The organism is Pseudomonas lopnurensis (assembly GCF_015070855.1).
Classification (GTDB): Bacteria; Pseudomonadota; Gammaproteobacteria; order Pseudomonadales; family Pseudomonadaceae; genus Stutzerimonas; species Stutzerimonas lopnurensis.
In genome coordinates, this window is record NZ_JADDIX010000072.1 from 15,701 (window position 1) to 31,801 (window position 16,101).

15 protein-coding genes are annotated in these 16,101 nt (G+C 67.6%); 7 read left to right on the top strand and 8 right to left on the bottom strand.

Features of this window, described 5'->3' with window-relative positions:
• Positions 1-6: 6 nt before the first annotated feature.
• Positions 7-1,347, bottom strand: a complete 1,341-nt coding sequence (locus IN820_RS14765; RefSeq protein ID WP_193681687.1) for a hypothetical protein — start codon at positions 1,345-1,347, stop codon at positions 7-9.
• Between the two features lie 4 nt (positions 1,348-1,351).
• Entirely contained in the window at positions 1,352-1,795 is a 444-nt protein-coding gene (locus IN820_RS14770) for a PaaI family thioesterase (RefSeq protein WP_193681688.1), read from the bottom strand.
• A 121-nt stretch (positions 1,796-1,916) separates the two neighbouring features.
• On the opposite strand from IN820_RS14770, the gene IN820_RS14775 reads away from it, so the two are divergent.
• The gene (locus tag IN820_RS14775) at positions 1,917-3,437 is read left to right on the top strand and encodes a 3-hydroxyacyl-CoA dehydrogenase (protein WP_193681689.1); all 1,521 of its coding nucleotides are present in this window, start codon (positions 1,917-1,919) and stop codon (positions 3,435-3,437) included.
• Positions 3,438-3,697: 260 nt separating this feature from the next.
• Entirely contained in the window at positions 3,698-5,170 is a 1,473-nt protein-coding gene (locus IN820_RS14780) for a methyl-accepting chemotaxis protein (RefSeq protein WP_235989171.1), read from the top strand.
• A 16-nt stretch (positions 5,171-5,186) separates the two neighbouring features.
• On the opposite strand, the gene IN820_RS14785 is transcribed toward IN820_RS14780, so the two are convergent.
• The 4 genes from IN820_RS14785 to IN820_RS14800 form a co-directional block, all read right to left on the bottom strand.
• A complete protein-coding gene (locus IN820_RS14785) occupies positions 5,187-5,936 on the bottom strand; it encodes a hypothetical protein (RefSeq protein WP_193681691.1) in 750 nt (249 codons plus the stop codon).
• A gap of 170 nt (positions 5,937-6,106) precedes the next feature.
• The gene (locus IN820_RS14790) at positions 6,107-7,654 is read right to left on the bottom strand and encodes a phospholipase D family protein (RefSeq protein ID WP_193681692.1); all 1,548 of its coding nucleotides are present in this window, start codon (positions 7,652-7,654) and stop codon (positions 6,107-6,109) included.
• Positions 7,655-7,710: 56 nt separating this feature from the next.
• The gene (locus tag IN820_RS14795; RefSeq protein WP_193681693.1) at positions 7,711-9,021 is read right to left on the bottom strand and encodes an NAD(P)/FAD-dependent oxidoreductase; all 1,311 of its coding nucleotides are present in this window, start codon (positions 9,019-9,021) and stop codon (positions 7,711-7,713) included.
• Between the two features lie 126 nt (positions 9,022-9,147).
• A complete protein-coding gene (locus IN820_RS14800) occupies positions 9,148-9,636 on the bottom strand; it encodes an Lrp/AsnC ligand binding domain-containing protein (protein WP_193681694.1) in 489 nt (162 codons plus the stop codon).
• Between the two features lie 150 nt (positions 9,637-9,786).
• On the opposite strand from IN820_RS14800, the gene dadA reads away from it, so the two are divergent.
• From dadA to IN820_RS14825, 5 genes are all read left to right on the top strand, one after another.
• Positions 9,787-11,085: a D-amino acid dehydrogenase gene (dadA, locus tag IN820_RS14805; protein WP_193681695.1), complete on the top strand. Its 1,299-nt coding sequence runs from the start codon at positions 9,787-9,789 to the stop codon at positions 11,083-11,085.
• Entirely contained in the window at positions 11,060-11,434 is a 375-nt protein-coding gene (locus IN820_RS14810) for a RidA family protein (RefSeq protein ID WP_193681696.1), read from the top strand. The genes dadA and IN820_RS14810 overlap by 26 nt, the downstream gene beginning before the upstream one ends.
• Before the next feature lie 265 nt (positions 11,435-11,699).
• Positions 11,700-12,248, top strand: coding sequence for a cupin domain-containing protein (locus IN820_RS14815; protein WP_193681697.1), 549 nt, complete (start codon positions 11,700-11,702; stop codon positions 12,246-12,248).
• A gap of 308 nt (positions 12,249-12,556) precedes the next feature.
• Positions 12,557-12,982, top strand: a complete 426-nt coding sequence (locus IN820_RS14820; protein ID WP_193681698.1) for a c-type cytochrome — start codon at positions 12,557-12,559, stop codon at positions 12,980-12,982.
• Positions 12,983-13,124: 142 nt separating this feature from the next.
• On the top strand, positions 13,125-13,661 hold the full coding sequence (locus tag IN820_RS14825) for a cupin domain-containing protein (RefSeq protein ID WP_193681699.1): 537 nt from the start codon (positions 13,125-13,127) through the stop codon (positions 13,659-13,661).
• Here the strand turns inward: IN820_RS14825 and IN820_RS14830 are convergent.
• Complete coding sequence (locus IN820_RS14830) at positions 13,651-14,223, bottom strand: xanthine phosphoribosyltransferase (protein ID WP_193681700.1); 573 nt, start codon at positions 14,221-14,223, stop codon at positions 13,651-13,653. The two genes, IN820_RS14825 and IN820_RS14830, sit on opposite strands and share 11 nt — an antisense overlap.
• A 257-nt stretch (positions 14,224-14,480) precedes the next feature.
• A complete protein-coding gene (locus IN820_RS14835; RefSeq protein WP_193681701.1) occupies positions 14,481-16,100 on the bottom strand; it encodes an alpha-amylase family protein in 1,620 nt (539 codons plus the stop codon).
• Between the last annotated feature and the right edge of the window lies 1 nt (position 16,101).

The window sequence follows — 16,101 nt, forward strand, 5'->3', positions numbered from 1 at the left end:
GCAGCCCTATGCCAACAACGGCACCAGCAGCAACGGCCCAAGCACCAGTAGCACGAAGCGCCCGTTCCAGCCGAAGGCGATGCGCCACGGCGAGAGCTGCGCCTGGCGCGCGAGCATGCGTGCCGAGGGCCCGTAGGGCGAAAGCAGCATCGCCAGCGAGAAGCCGCAGAGCAGCGCCACCGCCGGCTGCATGACCGCCACGCCGTGCCCGGCCAGTTGCGCCAGCAGCGCGGCGCACAGGCTCAGCGAGATGATCGGCGCGACGCCGAGCAGGGCCAGACCGATGAGGGTGAACAGGCCGGCGCTGCCGAGACCGAACAGCGCCAGCGGCGTGGCGCTGAAATGCCCGGCCAGCGTGTCCACCGGCACCAGCACGGCGGTCAGACCGCCGAGCAGCGCCGAGCAGGCGAAGATGAAGGTCTCGTTGCGCATGCCGGCGAGGGTTTCGCGCACCTCCATGTAAACCGCACGGGGCCTTTCGCCCTGCCTGAGCAGGAGGCCGATCACCGCCAGCGGCACCAGCAGCATCGCCGCCTGGGTCGCCGACAGCCAGGTCAGCGCCGCCAGCAGGGCGATCAGCAGAATGCCGACCAGGCTGCCGAGCAGCAGGCCGCGCAATCCGGTTGGAGGCGACTCGTCCGTTGGCGTAGCGGACACAGCCGCGCCGTGCAGGTGCTGCAGCCGGCGGTTCTCCAGCGGCCAGCCGACCAGCAGCAGGATCGCGGCGGCGAGCAGGCCGAACGGCAGCAGCGCGCCCCAGCTCAACTCCGGCAGTTCGCGGGTGAGGATCGCCACCGCCACACTGGTCGGCGCCAGCAGAGGCACCAGGGCGAAGCCGCGCAGGGCGGTCACCATCACCCCGCGGCTGCCCTCGCGGCGCTGGGTTTCGCTGTAGCGGTGTTTCTGCAGGTGGCGATCCAGCGAGCCGCAGACCAGATTGAGCATGCCGAAGCTGAGAATCGAACTGATCGCGAAGGTGCTCAGCAGGTAGCTCGGATACAGGCTTGTGCGCGGCCCGGCGAGCAGCAGCCGGTGCAGTTCGCCGAGCTGGTGCAGGCGCCTGACCAGGCAGTGCATCAGCCCCAGCGCGCCGATGAAGGCGCCGTAGTACGCCGCCGAGGCGAGCATCCGCTGGCCTTGCTCCCAGCTGGCTTCGCCGGACGCCAGCCAGTAGCCGAGCAGGCTCAGGGTAACCAGCCCGAGCCGACGCGGATAGGGCATCAGCGAGCGCCAGTGCCAGGCGAAGAACAGGCCCAGCAGCAGCCCGCTGGCCACGCTGAGTGGCTGCAACCGGGTCACCAGGGCCAGCAGTTCGCAGAGCAATGCCAGCGGCAGCAGGGCGGTCATGGTTTCAGGGCAGCTCGCTGCGCAGTGGACCGCGCTTGTAGACGCCCTCGCCGAAGGCGATCAGGCGCTGCTGTTCATCGAGCAGGTCGCAGCTGGCCATGAACACCTTGTGGCCGCTGGAGCGGCAGCGGGCTACCGCGCGGATGCGGCTGCCGGCCGGCGCCGGCGCGCTGAAGCTGACGTTCATCGACAGGGTGGTGGCGACGCGGCGCCGCTCCGGCTGCTCGGCCCAGGTTCCGCACAGGCCCATGGCGACGTCGAGCAGGGTCGCGCTGACCCCGCCATGCAGGCTGCTGGCATTGTTCAGGTGACGCGGCAGCAGGAGCAGTTCGACCACCGCGAGGTCGGGCGCGTAGTCGACGAGGCGGCAACCGAGGTCCTGGAAGAAGCCGGTGACGGTGGTTTCCACCTGACGCAGCGTGGCATCGGAGTAATGGGAATCGAGCATGGCGACTGTTCGAGGCTGGCTTGCGCAGCAGCCTGGCAGCCTTTAGGCTTCCGGTCAATTGCGCGGAATATTGTTCCGCTGTGCGAAATAAAATAAGGGTCGGACGACCGAGGAGATTCGCATGTTTTCCCGTATCGGCATCATCGGTGCCGGCGCCATGGGGCGTGGCATCGCTCAGCTCTTCGCCGCCGCCGGCCAGCAGGTCTGGCTGTACGACACGCGCCCCGAGGTCATCGCCCAGGCGCTCGCGTTCAACCGCGAACTGCTCGAGCGCAACGTCGCCAAGGGGCGCATGACGGCCGAACAGCTTGCCGCCACGCTCGCGCGCATGCAGCCGGCGCATACGCTGGTCGAACTGGCGGGTTGCGACCTGCTGATCGAGGCGATCGTGGAAAACCTCGAGGCCAAGCAGGCGCTGTTCGTCGAACTGGAGGGGCTGGTCGGCGAGGAGGCGGTGCTTGCCAGCAACACCTCGTCGCTCTCGGTGACGCGTATCGCTGCCGCCTGCCGGCGTCCGGAGCGGGTGGCGGGTTTTCATTTCTTCAACCCGGTGCCCCTGATGAAACTGGTGGAGGTGGTGCGCGGCGAACGCACCGCTGCGCAGGTGATCGAGCGGCTGGTACGGCTCGCCGAGCAGGCCGGGCACTTTCCGGCGATCACCCCGGATACCCCCGGCTTCCTGGTCAACCATGCCGGCCGCGCCTATGGCACCGAGGCCCTGCGCATTCTCAGCGAAGGGATCGCCAGCGCCGAGCAGATCGACCGCATCCTGCGCGACGGGCCGGGTTTTCGCATGGGGCCGTTCGAGCTGTTCGACCTGACCGGGCTGGACATCTCCCATGCGGTGATGGAGTCGGTCCATGGGCAGTTCTACCAGGACCCGCGCTACACGCCCTCCTACCTGGCGGCCCAGCGGGTCGCCGCCGGCCTGCTCGGGCGCAAGAGCGGCCAGGGCTACTACCGCTACGACAACGGCCAGCAGATCCGCCCGGCGGAGCCGATGCGCGCGCCGGTCGTTATCGACCGGCCGTTCTGGCTGGACAGCCGCGACCCCGAACTGCGCGGCCGAATCGCCGCGCTACTGGCCGGGGCGGGGGCGCTGCTGGAGGCCGGCGCGACGCCTTCGGATCGCGCCATCTGCCTCGTCACTCCGTTGGGCGAGGATGCCAGCAACATGATTGAGCGCCTGGTGCTGCCGGCGGCGCGCTGCATCGCCCTGGACGTGTTCTGCGACCTCGACAGGCGCCGTGTGCTGATGCGCCAGCCGGCCCTCGAGCCGGCGCCGGAGGCGCAGGCGTGCCAGGCGCTGGGAGCCGATGGCGTGCCGGTGGAGGTGATCAACGACTCGCCCGGCTTCGTCAGTCAGCGGGTGATCGCCAGCATCGTCAACCTCGGCTGCGAGATCGCGCAGAAGGGCATCGCCGACCCGCAGACACTGGACCGCGCCGTCCAGCTCGCCCTCGGTTACCCGAAAGGCCCGCTGGGCTTCGCCGAGCACTATGGCCCGGCGCGGATTCTCACCATTCTGCAGGGCCTGCAGCTGTGCTACGGCGGCGAGGCGCGTTACCGGCCCAGCCCATGGCTGCGCCGGCGCGTACAGCTGGCCTTGCCGCTGGCCACACCCGATTGCCGTAGCGCCTGATATTGAATGCGCCGGGCGCAGACGGCAGGCCTTCAGTTTGCGGCGCAGCGGCCGCTAGCCTGTACGGCTCCCCGTGAAGGCCGGTTGCTACTAAGGCAGTAATGCGTTTCTCGCCGGGGATGGGTACAACACTCGGTCAATCCGACAAGAACAAGAGGCCGCACATGAGCCCCGCCTTCCGCTGTCACCCCAGGGCCGTCCTGCTCCATGGGCTGCTGATCATCGGCCTGCTGCTGCTTCACGCCTGGCTGGCTCCGTCGATGCTGGTGACAGCGCCGTTGCTGCTGGCGGCGGCGCTGTGGCCCTGGTTCGGCACCTGGCTGGCGACGAACGAGACTGCCGCCAGTGCCGACCGTGTCCCGCAGGCGTTCACCGATTTCAGCAAGAACCTCTCGCGCAATACCTGCCACAACGCCCTTTCGGCGGCGCAGGTGGCCTACAGCGCCGAGCAACTGGCCAGCCGCCTGCAGTCCCAGCTGCAGGCGGTGAGCGAGATCGCCAATGGCGCCGAGGGCATCGCCGCCACCGAACAGGAAAGCGCCGAACGGGCGCGGCAGACGCTCGAGGCGGCCGAGGCCGTGCGCCGCCGCAGCGATGCCGGCCAGGCCGAGCTGCAGCAGGCGATCGAGCGGATGCAGCAGCTGAGCGCGCAGACCCAGTCCAGCCGCACGCTGATCGACGGACTGTCGTCGCGTACCGAGGAAATCCGCCAGATCACCGACGTGATCCAGTCCATCGCCAGCCAGACCAACCTGCTCGCATTGAACGCCGCCATCGAGGCGGCGCGTGCCGGCGAGGCCGGGCGCGGCTTCGCGGTGGTCGCCGACGAGGTGCGCAACCTCGCCGCGCGCACCTCCAGCGCCACCGAGGAAGTCGGGCGCATGGTCGCCGACATCCGCCAGCAGAGCGAGGCGGTGGTGAGCCATATCCAGAACCAGGCCGACGAACTCGACGCCGCCGCCGAGCAGATCGCCAGCACCGGCGAGCAGCTCAGCGGCATCGCCGGCCTGGCCGGCAGCGTCGAGAGCCAGGTGGCGCAGATCAGCTCGGGTACCGCCAGTAATCACGAGCGCCTCACCGGGCAGTTCGTCGCACTCGACCAGTTGCGCGCCGACGCCCTGGACAGCGAGAAGCAGACCCGCCAACTCGAGCAGGCCGCCGAGCGCCTGGTGGCGCAGGCCGAGAGCGCCAGCGAGCAACTGGCCGAGGTGCAGCTCGACGACTATCACCAGAGCATCTTCGACCTCGCCCGCGGGGGAGCGGCGGCGATCGCCGCGCGCTTCGAAGCCGATATCGAAGCGGGGCGGATCAGCCTGGACGATCTGTTCGACCGCAACTACCAGGCTCAGCCCGGGACCGATCCGCAGAAGTACCACACCCGCTTCGACCGTTACGCCGACGAGGTGCTGCCGGCGATCCAGGAGCCGCTGCTGGAGAAGCATGCGGCCGTGGTCTATGCCATCGCCACCACGCCGGAAGGCTACGTGCCGACCCACAATCGCGCCTTCAGCCAGCCGCCGGTGGGCGACCCGCAGATCGACCGGGTCAAGAGCCGCAGCAAACGCCTGTTCAATGATCGCACCGGCGGGCGCTGCGGCAGCCACCAGCGCAAGGTGCTGCTACAGACCTACAGCCGCGACACCGGCGAGCTGATGCACGATCTGTCGGTGCCGATCATGGTGCGCGGCCGGCACTGGGGTGGCCTGCGCCTGGGTTACCGGCCGGAGGCGTAGTCGCGCGCACCGTCGCTCAGGGGGCCACGGCCATCCACTGCTCGCTGAGGCTGCGCGCGTGGCGGTCGACCATGATCGGCGCGAAGGGGCGACCCGAAGCGGTGGTGAGGTTGTTGCTGGCGCTGTTCATGTCTTCCAGCGCCACCTTGAGAAAGTCCCAGCGGGTCTTGAGCTTGGCTAGCGCCGGATCGCGCTTGCCATCCAACGCCGCCAGTTGGGCATCGATGGCCGGCACGAGCTCACGCTCGTCCTGTCCCAGGTAGGTGTCCGGCTGTTCGCGGGCGATCTCGAACGAGCCGATATAAGCGCGGCTGAGATATTGCACGGCCAGGTACTCGACCTTCGCCGGCAGCTCGGCCTGCGCGCCGGCAGCGCCTTGCTGGGTGCGTACCTCGCTGAGGAAGTCGCGCAGCGCCTTGCTCATCTGCAACGGCCAGCCCCAGGGCATGTCGTCCTCTTCGTGGCCGAAGCCGGCGCCCTCGCGCAGCCGTTCCTGCAAGTGCCGGTGGCTTTCGCGCAGTGCCGTGGTCGGGTTGGGAACGCCCTGCAGCGCGGCGTTCAGCGCCAGAATGTCGTTTTCCAGACGCAGCAGATGGGTCTTCTGGAAGCCTTCGCCACGGTACAGCAAGAGGCTGCTGGTGGCGCGGTTGGCGTGGATCTGCAGGCTTTCCAGGGGCGTCAGCGGCTGGCCGTGGGCCGTCGAGGCCAGGCCGCAAAACAGGCCGAGGATCACAGGCAACAGCCAGAAGCGGGTATGACGATGCATGGTCGTGCTCCTTTGTTGTTTTTATGGAGGCGTTGCGACAGCGTTTCGAGCCTAGCGGAGCGGTGGCCGGGTGGTATCGCCCCAAGGAGTGATTTCCCCACGACAGGGCCGATTGGCGGCCAGGCTTGGCCGAAGTGCCCGCTGGATGAAAGCGAGGCGAGGGTGGGGCGTTAGAGCATGTGCTCCAGGCCGATGACGTCGGCCAGCCAGGCATTGAAGCGGCGCCAGAGGCCGCCCGGTTCCTTGTCCAGAACGCGCCGCTGGCCATTGTCCTCGGCGATCCAGACCATGCGTGTACCGCCGTCGCGTTGCTCCAGACGTACCTCGTAGCTGAGCGCCGGCGCCATGCCCTCCAGGGTCAGCCGGTGCACCTCGCGTGCAAGCTCCGGGCTTTCCAGCAGAATCCCCACTTCGCTGTTCCACAACACCGAGCGCGGATCGAGATTCAGCGAGCCGATGAAGACCTTCTCCTGGTCGAACACCGCGGCCTTGCTGTGCAGGCTGGATTCGGACTCGCCGAGGAAGCTGTAGGCGTCCTCCTGCTCGGGCTGGCGGCGTAACTCGAACAGGCGTACGCCCAGTTCGAGCATCTGCTGCCGGTAGGGCGCATAGCCGCCGTGGACGGCCGGCACGTCGGTGGCTTCCAGGGAGTTGGTGAGCACGCGGATGGTGACGCCGGCCTTGGCGCGGTCGGCCAGGTAGTCGACGCCGTTGCCGGTGGGTACGAAATACGCCGAGACCAGCGTCAGCTCACGGCTCACCGCCTGCATGGCCGGTGCCAGTTGCGTGGTCAGTAGCAGCGCCGGCGCCGGTGTGCCGTCGGCGAGCAGTTTTTCCGGGGCGTCCCAGAGCGCTTCGCCCGGTGCCCATACCAGTTGCTCCAGCCACTGCTGCAGCTGCGGGCGCTGTCGATAGGCGAGCAGTCGCCGATACAGCTCGCCGTTCTCCCGGCGTGCCTGCGCCAGGTAGTCGTGCAGTTGCCGCCGTGCCTCGTCCAGGCTGGCCTGTTGCGGCGCGCGCCAGAGAAAATGCTGGATGGGCACGCTCAGTTGATTGTTCCAGTACTGGTCGAAGCTTTGCGCGAGCTGTTCGGCCACCGGGCCCGCGCCGAGCAGGTCGATATCGGTGAAGTTGAACGCCTGGTCGGCATCGAAATATTCGTCGCCCAGGTTGCGGCCGCCGACGATGGCCAGGCTGCTGTCGACCAGCATCAGCTTGTTGTGCATGCGCCGATGCTGCAGCGACAGGTGCAGCAGCCGCCCCATCGCCCGGGTGATGCCGGTGCTGCGGCCGAGATGCAGGGGGTTGAACACGCGGATCTGCACGTTCGGGTGGGCGGCCAGGGTGGCGATGCGGTAGTCCTGGCCGTCGCTGGTGGTGTCGTCCAGCAGCAGGCGCACGCGCACGCCGCGGTCGGCGGCCTGCAGCAGCTCGTCCACCAGGGCGCGGGTGGTCAGGCCGTCGTGCACGATGTAGTACTGGATATCCAGGCTGAGCTGCGCGGCGCGGATCATTTCGGCGCGGGCGGTGAAGGCCTCGGTACTCTCCGCCAGCAGGCGGAAACCGGAGTGGCCGGCCGGTTGCGCGGCGGCGAGTTGCTGCACATGGCGGCCGAGCGGCGATTCGCCGGGTGCCACCGAGTAGGACTCGGACGGCGTCGGTCGGTTGGCGCAGCCGGCGAGCAGCAGGATCGTCAGGGTCAGCAGGTAAGCGCGCAAGCTCCCTCCGGAACGCGTCCATTATCCAGGCTTGGACGTTGCGCTGCGCCGGGAATTCAGAAACGGTCCTTGAGTCGGTACCAGAGCATGCCCAGCGCCAGCAGCGGCGAGCGCAACGCGCGGCCGCCGGGGAAGGTCGCATGCGGGACCTTGGCGAACAGCTCGAAGCGGCCGCCGTGCTGCCCGGCGATGGCCTCGGCGAGCAGCCGCCCGGCCAGGTGGGTGGCGTTCAGACCGTGGCCGGAATAGGCCTGGGCGTAGAACACGTTGGGCTGCTCCGGCAGCCGGCCGATCTGCGGCAGGCGGTTGGCGCCGATGCCGATCATGCCGCCCCACTGGTAGTCGATGCCGATGCCGACCAACTGCGGGAACACCTCGAGCATCTTCGGCTGCATGTAGGCGGCGATGTCCTTGGGGTCGCGCCCCGAATAGTGGCAGGCGCCGCCGAACAACAGCCGGCCGTCGGCCGAGAGGCGGAAATAGTCGAGCGCCACACGCTGGTCGCAGACCGCCATGTTGTGCGGCAGCAGCTCCTGGCACAGCGGCTCGGGCAGGCGCTCGGTGGCGATGATGTAGCTGCCCGCCGGCAGCACCTTGCCGGCCAGCTTCGGCTGCAGGCCGTTCAGGTAGGCGTTGCAGGCCAGCACCAGATTGTCGGCACGGACCACGCCGTGCGCGGTGTGCGCCCGCACCTGCGGCCCGTAGTCGATGCGTCCGACGGCGGACTGCTCGTACAGCCGAACGCCCAGCGCCTGTGCGGCGGCCGCCTCGCCGAGCGCCAGGTTGAGCGGGTGCAGGTGGCCCGAACCCATGTCCACCAGGCCGCCGAGGTAGCGCTGCGAGCCGACCACCGAGCCGATGTTCGGCCGCGAGACGCGCTGCAGCGGGTGCGGGTAGCCCAGGCGCAGCAGGTCGGAATATTCCTCGTCGAAGCCCTTCAGGTGGCGCGGCTTGGTCGCCAGGTCGCAATAGCCCCAGGTCAGGTCGCAGTCGATGGCATGCCGCTCGATGCGCTGGCGGACGATGTCGACGGCCTCGAAGCCCATGCGCTTGAGTGCGTCGACCCCGTCCTCGCCGAGGATCGACGCGAACTGCTCGACATCGTGGCCGACGCCGCGGATCAGTTGCCCGCCGTTGCGCCCGCTGGCGCCCCAGCCGATCCGCCGGGCCTCCAGCAGGACCACCGAGAGGCCGCGCTCGGCGAGTTCGATGGCGGTGTTCAGCCCGGAAAAGCCGCCGCCAATGACGCAGACGTCGGCTTGCTGTTCGCCCTGCAGTGGCGCGAATTCGAGCTCGCGGTTGGCGCTGGCGGCATAGTAGGAAGGGACATGAACGCCGTCGTTCGGCGCGGATGTACTGCTGTTCATCGAAGAGTCATTGGTTCTTTGCATGGGCCTAGGGTAGACCGAAGCGGCCGTGCCGGGCAAAGCACGGCCTGACCGATGGCGCCGCATTCCGGCTCCCAGGGGCTGCATGGCTCGGCCAGAAGCGCTCTACTCCGGTACCGGCAGGTCCAGCGACTCCTTGATTTCCTCCATCACGATATAGCTCTTCGATTCGCGTACGTGCGGCAGCTTGAGCAGGATGTCGCCGAGCAGTTTGCGGTAGGAGGCCATCTCCGAGATGCGCGCCTTGACCAGGTAGTCGAAATCGCCGGACACCAGGTGGCATTCGAGCACATGCGGCAGCTTGAGCACGTCGCGGCGGAACTCCTCGAAGATGTCGCCGGACTTGTACGCCAGGCTGATCTCGACGAAGACCAGCAGCCCGGCCTTGAGGTGCTGCGGATTCAGGCGGGCCGAGTAGCCCATGATGATGCCCTCGCGCTCCAACCGGCGGACGCGCTCGGTACAGGGGGTGGTGGACAGCCCGACGCGCTCGCCCAGTTCGGTGAATGGCAAGCGCCCTTCGGCCTGCAGGATGCGCAGGATCTGGCGGTCGATCTTGTCCAGTTCGCGGCGAGTCTGATGCTTGGTCCTCACGGGGAAATACCCTCCATAAAAAGCGTAACGAGCGTGAATAAATGGCAAATATAGCTTTTTATATGGTGAATATCCCTGGCAAAGCCTTTTTATACTCCTCATTAACAGTGATTCGCGAAAGCCCGGTCGAAACGGGCGGGAGGGCATGTCATGCGTGTACTGGTACTGGGTAGCGGCGTGGTGGGTACGGCCAGCGCCTACTATCTGGCGCGGGCCGGGTTTGACGTGGTGGTGGTCGACCGTCAGCCGGCCGTGGCCATGGAGACCAGCTTCGCCAACGCCGGCCAGGTTTCGCCCGGCTACGCCTCGCCGTGGGCCGCGCCGGGGGTGCCGTTGAAGGCGATCAAGTGGTTGCTGCAGCGCCACGCGCCGCTGGCGATCAAGCTCACCGGGGACGTCGACCAGTACCTGTGGATGGCGCAGATGCTGCGCAATTGCACCGCGGCGCGCTATGCGGTGAACAAGGAGCGCATGGTGCGGCTGTCCGAATACAGCCGCGACTGCCTCGACGAGCTGCGCTTGGAGACCGGCATCGCCTATGAAGGTCGCCAGCTCGGCACCACCCAGCTGTTCCGCACCCAGGCGCAGCTTGATGCCGCGGCCAAGGACATCGCGGTGCTGGAGCGTTCCGGCGTGCCCTACCAATTGCTCGATCGCGCCGGCATCGCCCGTGCCGAGCCGGCGCTGGCCCAGGTGGCGGACAAGCTGACCGGCGCCCTGCGCCTGCCCAACGACCAGACCGGCGATTGCCAGATGTTCACCAGCCGTCTGGCCGAGATGGCCCGCGAGCTGGGCGTCGAGTTCCGCTTCGAACGGAACATCCAGCGCCTCGACTACGCCGGCGACCGGCTCGCCGGCGTATGGATCGACGGCCAGCTGGAAACCGCCGACCGCTACGTGCTGGCGCTGGGCAGCTACAGCGCGCAGATGCTCGAGCCGCTGGGCATTCGTGCGCCGGTGTATCCGCTCAAGGGTTACTCGCTGACGGTGCCGATCAGCGATCCGGCGATGGCGCCGCAGTCGACCGTGCTCGACGAGACCTACAAGGTGGCCATCACCCGTTTCGATCAGCGCATCCGCGTCGGCGGCATGGCGGAAATCGCCGGGCACGATCTGTCGCTCGATCCACGTCGCCGGGCGACCCTGGAGATGGTCGTCGGCGATCTCTTCCCGCTGGGCGGCGATCCGGCCGAAGCGGTATTCTGGACCGGCCTGCGACCGGCCACGCCGGACGGCACACCGATCGTCGGCGCAACCCCTTATCGCAACCTGTTCCTCAATACCGGCCATGGCACGCTCGGCTGGACCATGGCCTGCGGCTCCGGCCGGGTACTCGCCGATCTGCTGGCCTCCAAGCGGCCGCAGATCAGCACCGAGGGGCTGGACATCTTCCGTTACGGCAAGCACAAGGAGATCCGCAAGCATGCCCATCCGGCGCCTGCACACTGAAACCCGCTACAGCGAGGCGGTCATCCACAACGGCGCGGTGTATCTCTCCGGGCAACTGGCCGACGATCTCGACGGCGATATCCGCCAGCAGACCCGCGAGACGCTGGCGAGCATCGAGCGCCTGCTGGCGGAGACCGGCACCGACAAGTCACGGCTGCTCTCGGCGACCATCCACCTCAAGGACATCGCCGGCGACTACGCCGGGATGAACGAGGTCTGGGATGCCTGGGTCGCCCCGGGCACCGCGCCGGCGCGCACCACGGTGCAGGCGCTGATGTATGCGCCGCAGGTACGCGTGGAGATCACCGTGGTCGCCGCCATGCCCGATCTGGCCGGGCCGGTGCTCTAGGCGCTGCGCGTATCCTTGTAGGAGCGGGCCATGCCCGCGAACAAGGCCCACACAAAGGCGGGGCTGCCTTTCGCGGGCATGGCCCGCTCCTACGAAAGCTCCCACCCCTCGCAGAACCGTTTTTCCTGTGCCTGTAAGGCCTTCCGCGCAGGAGGCGCTGTCCATCCGCAGCGCCCGGTATATCGCCTCGCCGTGTTGTAAATTCTGAACGCCGTTGCCATGATAAGCGCCCTCATCGCATCGCTCTTGAAAGGGGGCTCCCGTATTGGACGTCGGCGTTCGACTGCAAACCATCCGCAAGCTCAAGGGCTTGTCCCAGCGTGAACTGGCCAAGCGCGCAGGCGTTACCAACAGCACCATTTCGATGATCGAGAAGAACAGCGTCAGCCCGTCGATCAGCTCGCTGAAGAAGGTGCTGGGCGGCATCCCGATGTCGCTGGTGGAGTTCTTCTCGCCGGATTTCGAGCAGGACGGCGACACCCAGGTGGTCTACAAGGCCGGCGAACTGATCGATATCTCCGACGGCGCGGTGAGCATGAAGCTGGTGGGCAAGGCGCATCCGAGCCGGGCCATCGCCTTTCTCGACGAGACCTATCCGCCGGGCACCGACACCGGCGAGGAAATGCTCGCGCACCAGGGCGAGGAGGCCGGCATGCTGGTGGCGGGGCGCCTGGAACTGACCGTGAGCGGGCAGATCTACGTGCTGGAAACCGGCGACAGCTACTACTTCGAAAGCAGCAAGCCGCACCGTTTCCGCAATCCGTTCGACGCGCCGGCCAGGCTGATCAGCGCGACGACGCCAGCGAATTTCTGAACGGCGAACGGCCCGGGACTAGCGAGATGGCGTTCGTGCCGGTACCTGGGCTTCGCTACGCTCAACGCCAGCCTACCCGGTGCGTCTGATCACCCAGGCCCGGGAATGGGGGGCGGAGTGTTCCTGCATGGGGTGTACGGCAGCTCGACTGGCCAAGCAAAGGCTTGCACGCGCTGGAATGCGACACAGGGTCGCTGCTGGCGCTTGCGTCCAAGCCGGTTGTTTCGGCGAGCAAGGCTTGCCGCTATACTACCGCCCGCCTGCGTAACCGTGGCCGCGGGCGTGTCTAGCCACAATGAGGGTGTAAGGTGAACCTGATTAAGAAGATCCTGGTAGCACAGACTGCCGTAGTGGCCCTGTGGGCAATGAGCGCTCAGGCTGCGACCGACGAAGCCATCGCCGAGCGCCTGAAGCCGGTGGGTGAGGTATGCATTCAGGGTGAAGAGTGCGCAGCAGCGGGTGCCGGCGCTGCCGCTGCCGCTGGAGGCGCCGCTCGCAGCGGCGACGAGGTCTATGGCAAGTTCTGTACTGCCTGCCATGGTTCCGGCCTGCTGAATTCGCCGAAGACCGGCGATTCCGCTGCCTGGTCCGCTCGTGCCGACGCCGCCGGCGGTCTGGACGGCCTGCTCAAGCATGCCATCAGCGGCATCAACGCCATGCCGCCGAAGGGCACCTGTGCGGACTGCTCGGATGACGAGCTGAAGGCTGCGATCCAGCACATGTCCGGTCTCTGATCGAACGTCTGGCATCACCTGCAAAGCCGCCTTCGGGCGGCTTTGTCGTATCTGCAGGGAGCAAAGCGGCGGCGCGCCGAGTCGAATGCTGCGAATTCCGTTTCCACGCGCCGCGTGGTCATCGCAGTCACGAGAGGTCGTCATGCCCAGTTCCGCGCCGCAACCCGAACAGCTGCGTTTCGCCAGCGACGGGCGCACCCCCAACAGCCCGCATCCGGTGCTGATCTACCGCCAGTTGCCGCTGGACGATGGCGACCTCGCCGCCGCCTTCGAGCGGCTGTTCGACAGCCATCTCTGGCCATCCGCCTGGCGCGGTTCGATCTACGATTACCAGCACTACCATTCCACCGCGCATGAAGTGCTCGGCGTGTTCCGTGGCCAGGCGCGGGTGATGGTGGGCGGCGAGCGGGGGCGTGAAGTCGAGCTGCGCGCCGGCGATGCCCTGGTGCTGCCGGCCGGCACCGGCCATTGCTGCCTGCAGGCGAGCACCGATTTCCAGGTCGCCGCGGGGTATCCGGTGGGCCAGCGATACGATCTGCTGCGCCCCGACGAGGCCAGCCACGAGGCGGCGCGCGAGCGTATCGCGCAGGTCGGCGTGCCGGTCAGCGATCCGCTGGCCGGCACCCAGGGCGCGCTGGTGCCGCTATGGCGCGCATCCGCGCCGCCGCTCAGTCGATGAACTGCACCTGGCCGTCGGCCAGCGACTGGACCCGGGCCAGCGACTCGATCCGATAGCCGGCTTCTTCCAGTTCCCGGCGGCCGTTCTGGAAGGATTTCTCGATGACGATGCCGAGCCCGGCGATGCTTGCGCCGGCCTGCTGGATGATCGAGATCAGGCCCTTGGCGGCTTTGCCGTTGGCCAGGAAGTCGTCGATGATCAGCACCCGGTCATTGGCCGAGAGGTGGTTGGTGGAAATCGCGATGGTGCTTTCAACCTGCTTGGTGAACGAGTACACCGAGGCGGTCAGCAGGTTGTCGGTGAGCGTCAGCGACTGATGCTTGCGCGCGAAGATCACCGGCACGCCCAGTTCCAGCCCGGCCATCACCGCCGGGGCGATACCCGAGGCCTCGATGGTGACGATCTTGGTGACGCCGTCCTCGCGGAAGCGGCGGGCGAATTCCTGGCCGATGGCCTGCATCAGGGCGGGGTCGATCTGGTGGTTGAGGAATGCGTCGACCTTGAGCACACGGTCGGAAAGTACGATGCCTTGACTGCGGATTTTCTGTTTCAGCTGTTCCACGAACACGCTACCTCAAGCGGACCCCAGGGACAGGCCGCCCTCGAGCGCGGCAAGCGACTGCGTCCTGGGGCCGGGCTCGCGCGCCTCGTCACCGGTGCCATCCGCTCGCTGCCGCTCGCGCGCAGCCTGGAAAGCCGCGCATTCTCGCTCAAATCGCGCGCCGCGTGCAAAACCGGCGGTTGCGGCGGCCACGGCGGTCGACGGGCGGTGGGCCTGCGATGGCCCGGCAGACCATCGCGCAGCTCTTGCATCGGCGCTTAGCCGAACAGATGCTGCTTGCGACGCAACCAGCGATAGCCGTAGCCGGCCAGGCGCAGGCGCAACGGATGGCCCTGGGGTTGCTCATAGTCGCTGTCGGCGAGCACGTCGAGCATGTCCTGCAGGTCCTCGTCGGCGATCTCCAGGGTCACCTCGTCGGGCGACAGGTTGGCCAGCATCAGCACGGTGGAGCCATCGTCGTGGCGGACGGCGAATACCGAGGGCTGGTCGACCCGCACGGGGCGGTGCCGGCCCTGGCCGATTTCCCTCAGGCCGATACGGGTTCGGATCATGTTGCCGGTCCGGGCCAGCAGCGAATCGCCGCGCAGCGTCTGTGCATAGACGTTGAGCCGTTCGTGGCTGAACGGCCCTTCATCGATCAGGGGCGCGACCAACAGGCCGGCCTCGGCGCAGGAAAAGCCGGCGTTGGGCTCGTTGGACCATTGCATCGGCGTGCGCACCGCCAGGCGCTCGGGGCGCGCCAGGTCGTCGCCCATGCCGATCTCCTCGCCGTAGCGGATGATCGGCGTGCCGGGCAGGGAGAACAGCAGGGCATGGGCCATGGCCAGGCGCCGCTCATCGCCGTCGAGCATCGGCGCCAGGCGCCGGCGGATGCCGCGGTCGTAGGCGCGCATGTCCGGATCGGGAGCGAAGGCCTGCATCACCTCTTCGCGCTCCTGTTCGGTGAGCCGTTCCAGGTCCAGTTCGTCGTGGTTGCGCAGCCAGATGGCGTATTGCGAGCGCTCGGGTGGCTCCGGCTGGCGGCTCAGGGCGTCCATCAGCGGCTGCGCGTCGTTGCGTGCGAGGGCGAGGAAGAAATGGTTGTTGGCCCAGAAATTCAGCAGCAGGGTCAGCCGGTCGCCCTCGCCGAAGTAGTCGCGGTACTGCTCCGGCTCGACGTCCACCTCGCCCAGCAGCACGGTTTCCGGCCGGCGCAGGGTGACGAAGTCGCGCATGTGCTCCAGCAGCCAGTAGCCCTCGGCGCTGTCGCCGTTGCCGGCCTGTTCGACCAGGTGCGAGGCGGCATCGACGCGAAAGCCGGAAACCCCGAGCCGCAGCCAGAACGCCATGATCCGTTCGATTTCCTCCACCACGCGCGGGTTGGCCAGGTTGAGGTCCGGCTCGTGGCTGTAGAACAGGTGCCGGTAGTACTGGCCGGCCTTGTCGTCCCAGGTCCAGACGCTGTCCTCGATGGTGGGGAAGATCGACTCGATGCTGTCGTCCGGTTCGTCCGCCCACAGGTAGTAGTCGCGGTACGGCGAATGGCGATCGCTGCGTGCCTGCTGGAACCAGCGGTGCTCGCGCGAGGTGTGCTGCACCACCAGCTCGACGATCACGTGCAGGCCGAGTTCCTCGGCCTTCTCCAGCAGGCTGACCACGTCGGCCAGGTCGCCGAAGCGCGGGTCGACCTGCAGGTGGTCGCTGACGTCGTAGCCGGCATCGAGGAACGGTGAACGATAGAAGGGCATCAGCCACACCGCCGTGGCGCCGAGACCGCGCACGTAGTCGAGGCGTTCGGCGACGCCGAGCAGGTCGCCGCAGCCGTCGGCGTTGCTGTCGCGAAACAGCGAGGGGTCGATCTGATAGATCACTGCATTGCGATACCAGAGTGGGCGCATC

What these genes read in the sequence shown, in the direction of transcription:
- IN820_RS14825 (WP_193681699.1), top strand. Translation starts at nt 13,125, where the DNA reads ATGCCCAGTTCCGCGCCGCAACCCGAACAGCTGCGTTTCGCCAGCGAC.
- IN820_RS14765 (WP_193681687.1), bottom strand. Translation starts at nt 1,347, where the DNA reads ATGACCGCCCTGCTGCCGCTGGCATTGCTCTGCGAACTGCTGGCCCTG.
- dadA (WP_193681695.1), top strand. Translation starts at nt 9,787, where the DNA reads ATGCGTGTACTGGTACTGGGTAGCGGCGTGGTGGGTACGGCCAGCGCC.
- IN820_RS14835 (WP_193681701.1), bottom strand. Translation starts at nt 16,100, where the DNA reads ATGCGCCCACTCTGGTATCGCAATGCAGTGATCTATCAGATCGACCCC.
- IN820_RS14770 (WP_193681688.1), bottom strand. Translation starts at nt 1,795, where the DNA reads ATGCTCGATTCCCATTACTCCGATGCCACGCTGCGTCAGGTGGAAACC.
- IN820_RS14795 (WP_193681693.1), bottom strand. Translation starts at nt 9,021, where the DNA reads ATGAACAGCAGTACATCCGCGCCGAACGACGGCGTTCATGTCCCTTCC.
- IN820_RS14810 (WP_193681696.1), top strand. Translation starts at nt 11,060, where the DNA reads ATGCCCATCCGGCGCCTGCACACTGAAACCCGCTACAGCGAGGCGGTC.
- IN820_RS14780 (WP_235989171.1), top strand. Translation starts at nt 3,698, where the DNA reads ATGCTGGTGACAGCGCCGTTGCTGCTGGCGGCGGCGCTGTGGCCCTGG.
- IN820_RS14775 (WP_193681689.1), top strand. Translation starts at nt 1,917, where the DNA reads ATGTTTTCCCGTATCGGCATCATCGGTGCCGGCGCCATGGGGCGTGGC.
- IN820_RS14785 (WP_193681691.1), bottom strand. Translation starts at nt 5,936, where the DNA reads ATGCATCGTCATACCCGCTTCTGGCTGTTGCCTGTGATCCTCGGCCTG.